4 protein-coding genes and 1 pseudogene are annotated in these 3,242 nt (G+C 64.5%); 2 read left to right on the top strand and 3 right to left on the bottom strand.

Annotated features, from left to right (window positions below; genetic code table 11):
- Positions 1-735 (bottom strand): class I SAM-dependent rRNA methyltransferase (locus ACQKPE_RS26025; RefSeq protein ID WP_427669573.1); only part of this gene is annotated, 735 nt, incomplete at its 3' end.
- Between the two features lie 239 nt (positions 736-974).
- Here ACQKPE_RS26025 and ACQKPE_RS26020 point away from each other — a divergent pair.
- Both ACQKPE_RS26020 and mutM read left to right on the top strand, forming a co-directional pair.
- Positions 975-1,793 carry an HDOD domain-containing protein gene (locus ACQKPE_RS26020; RefSeq protein ID WP_427669575.1) on the top strand — a complete coding sequence of 273 codons (819 nt, stop codon included), beginning with the start codon at positions 975-977 and terminating at the stop codon, positions 1,791-1,793.
- Positions 1,794-1,796: 3 nt separating this feature from the next.
- Positions 1,797-2,609 carry a bifunctional DNA-formamidopyrimidine glycosylase/DNA-(apurinic or apyrimidinic site) lyase gene (gene mutM / locus ACQKPE_RS26015; RefSeq protein ID WP_427669571.1) on the top strand — a complete coding sequence of 271 codons (813 nt, stop codon included), beginning with the start codon at positions 1,797-1,799 and terminating at the stop codon, positions 2,607-2,609.
- Between the two features lie 25 nt (positions 2,610-2,634).
- Here mutM and ACQKPE_RS26010 read toward each other — a convergent pair whose 3' ends face one another.
- Both ACQKPE_RS26010 and ACQKPE_RS26005 read right to left on the bottom strand, forming a co-directional pair.
- Positions 2,635-2,886, bottom strand: a complete 252-nt coding sequence (locus tag ACQKPE_RS26010; protein ID WP_011531711.1) for a YfhL family 4Fe-4S dicluster ferredoxin — start codon at positions 2,884-2,886, stop codon at positions 2,635-2,637.
- A 109-nt stretch (positions 2,887-2,995) separates the two neighbouring features.
- Positions 2,996-3,242 (bottom strand): annotated as a pseudogene (locus tag ACQKPE_RS26005) (hypothetical protein); the annotation flags it as partial.

Here is a 3,242-nt window from a genome sequence, read left to right as displayed (position 1 = left end):
TTCCCGCGGCGGGCATGTGCTACTGCACGGCGAGAGTTTCCCCCATGCCCTGGCCCACGCCCTGCAACTGGCCGAGCGTGACGGTGCGACCTTCGACAGCCCGGAGCTGGTCAACGACGACCCACTGGGTGAAGGCTGGCCTTCACGCACGGGGGCTTCGAATTTCACGCCGTTCTCTTCCAGCGCGACCCAGTCCGGCACTTCGCCATAGACCGTCTCGACATAGCGCTCCAGGCCTTCGGCATCACGGGCGGCGGAGTCGTTCTTGAACAGGATGCCGCTGGGCTTGAGCACCTGCACCAGCGCGGCGATCACCTCGTCCTTGTGCGCTTCCATGGTGGCGGAGGCCAGTTGCACCACGAGGATGTCGAAGAAGCGGTCGACCACCAACCCCGGCAGCAGGTCGGAGTCGCCGTACACCAGGCGGTAGCACGGCTTGTCGAACAGGCGCTCGCGCAGCGACAGGGCGACGTTCAGGCGGTGCACCAGCAGCGACTTGTCCAGCGCCAGCTTGGCATCGCGCGACAGCAGGCGGGCGCAGATCAGGTTGTTCGGGCTCAGTGCCACCACACCCAGCGGCTTGCCGTTGGCTGCTTCGAGAATGGCCTGCTGGCCGGCCTTCAGGCCTTGCAGCGGGGTGGCGGCAACGTCGACTTCGTTGCTGTAGACCCACAGGTGGCCGGCGCGCAGGCGGCGGTCGGCGTTGGCTTTGAGGCGAAGGCTGGGCAGGGACATGACGTCGCTCCGGAAAAAAGAGCGGGAGTATACCGTGTTGGCCTGCGGTTCGCTGCGAGGGCGGGATGAACGTCAGCACCATCCATCCCGAATGGCTAAAGTAAACCGCCCTGGGAACGATCCAGTGATTGGTGCCCTGCCGGAGTACAGGGTTAGAATTCCCCGTCCATCCCGAGTGTGTGCCCATGCCCCAGGAACTTACCGCCGAACAGATCCAGCAAGCCTTGCAAGGCATTGCCATTCCGCCGCAGCCGCAGATCATGGTCGATTTGCAGTTCGAGCAGTACATGCCCGACCCGGACCTGGAGACCATCGCCAAGCTGATCGCCCAGGACCCTGGGCTTGCCGGTGCGTTGCTGAAGCTGGTGAATTCGCCGCACTTCGGCCTTTCCAACAAGATCGGCTCGATCCAGCGCGCGGTTAACCTGTTGGGCAGCCGTTCGATCATCAACCTGATCAACGCCCAGTCGATCAAGGGCGAGATGACCGACGAAACCATCGTCACCCTCAACCGCTTCTGGGACACCGCCCAGGACGTTGCCAACACCTGCCTGACCCTGGCCAAGCGCACCGGCCTGCAAGCGGCGGACGAGGCCTACACCCTCGGCCTGTTCCACGACTGCGGCGTGCCGCTGATGCTCAAGCGCTTCCCTGACTACATGGAAGTGCTGGAGCAGGCCTACGCCGGGGCCAGTGAAGAAACCCGCGTGGTAGACACCGAGAACCGGGCCTTCAACACTAACCATTCGGTCGTCGGTTACTTCACCGCCAAGTCATGGCGCCTGCCGGAACACATCAGCGCGGCCATCGCCAATCACCACAACGCCCTGGCGGTATTCCGCGACGAGTCCTCGCGCAACGCCCAGACCCAGCTGAAGAACCTGCTGGCGGTGCTGAAGATGGCCGAGCACATCTGCGCTTCCTACCGAGTTCTGGGCAACCAGAGCGAAGACCACGAGTGGAACGTGGTCGGGCCGTTGGTGCTGGACTACATCGGCTTGAGCGAATACGACTTCGAGACCCTCAAGCAGAACATTCGCGACCTGGGTGGGCACTGATCCATGCCTGAGCTACCAGAGGTCGAGACCACCCGGCGCGGTATTGCGCCTCACCTTGAAGGCCAGCGGGTCAGCCGTGTGGTGGTGCGTGACCGGCGCCTGCGCTGGCCTATTCCGGAAGACCTGGACATTCGTCTGTCGGGGCAACGCATCGTCAGTGTCGAGCGGCGCGCCAAGTACCTGTTGATCAATGCCGAGGTGGGCACGCTGATCAGCCACCTGGGCATGTCCGGCAACCTGCGCCTGGTCGAGCTGGGGCTGCCGGCGGCCAAGCACGAGCATGTGGATATCGAGCTGGAATCGGGGCTGATGCTGCGTTACACCGACCCGCGGCGTTTCGGTGCCATGCTCTGGAGCCTTGATCCGCTCAACCACGAGCTGCTGCTGCGCCTGGGCCCGGAACCGTTGACCGACCTGTTCGACGGCGAGCGGCTGTTCCAGCTGTCGCGGGGGCGGGCGATGGCGATCAAGCCGTTCATCATGGACAACGCGGTGGTGGTGGGGGTGGGCAACATCTACGCCACCGAGGCGCTGTTCGCGGCGGGCATCGACCCTCGGCGCGAGGCGGGCAGCGTTTCCCGGGCGCGCTACGTAAAGCTGGCGGGGGAGATCAAGCGGGTGTTGGCGGCGGCGATCGAGCGTGGCGGCACCACGCTGCGCGATTTCATCGGCGGGGATGGGCAGCCGGGGTATTTCCAGCAGGAGCTGTTCGCCTATGGGCGCGGCGGGGAGCCGTGCAAGGTGTGCGGCACGTTGCTGCGCGAGGTGAAGCTGGGGCAGCGGGCGAGTGTGTATTGCCCGCGTTGCCAGCGCTGATGTTTGGCCGGTGAGGCCTTTGAGGTCACGCCTTGCCGGTAATGCGCCGGTACTTGGCCATCAGCTCGTCTTCGGTCTCCGGATGCGCTTCATCCAGCGGGATGCAGTCGACCGGACAGACTTGCTGGCATTGCGGCTCGTCGTAGTGGCCCACGCACTGGGTGCACAGGTTCGGGTCGATCACGTAGATCTCCTCGCCCTGGGAAATGGCGGCGTTCGGGCACTCGGGTTCGCAGACGTCGCAGTTGATGCAATCGTCGGTGATGATCAGGGACATGGGTACTCCGGCCGAGGCCTGGGCCTGGGCATGTTTCAAAGGCGATGGGCACAATTGTGCCGCATTCGCGCCCGCAGTGCACGCGGGCGCGACGTTCAGGCAGCGGGAATCACTTCTTGAAGCGTTCGGTCAGCGCGTCGGCCACGGCCGGGTGGACGAACTTGGCGATATCGCCGCCCAGTGCCGCAATCTCCCGCACCAGGGTCGAGGAAATGAACGAATAGCGCTCCGAAGGCGTCAGGAACAGGCTCTCGACGTCCGGGGCCAGCTGGCGGTTCATGTTGGCCAGCTGGAATTCGTACGCGCCCGGTCTTGTGGTCCTGGGCAATGGCCGGTACCAGGCCATCGCTGTTCCA

Source organism: Pseudomonas sp. NPDC089554, from assembly GCF_050280645.1.
Lineage (GTDB): Bacteria > Pseudomonadota > Gammaproteobacteria > Pseudomonadales > Pseudomonadaceae > Aquipseudomonas.
This window is presented reverse-complemented; position numbering and strand designations above follow the sequence as displayed.

Bases quoted from the DNA above. Each gene is read 5' to 3' on its own strand.
- mutM (WP_427669571.1), top strand. From the start codon at position 1,797: ATGCCTGAGCTACCAGAGGTCGAGACCACCCGGCGCGGTATTGCGCCT.
- ACQKPE_RS26010 (WP_011531711.1), bottom strand. From the start codon at position 2,886: ATGTCCCTGATCATCACCGACGATTGCATCAACTGCGACGTCTGCGAA.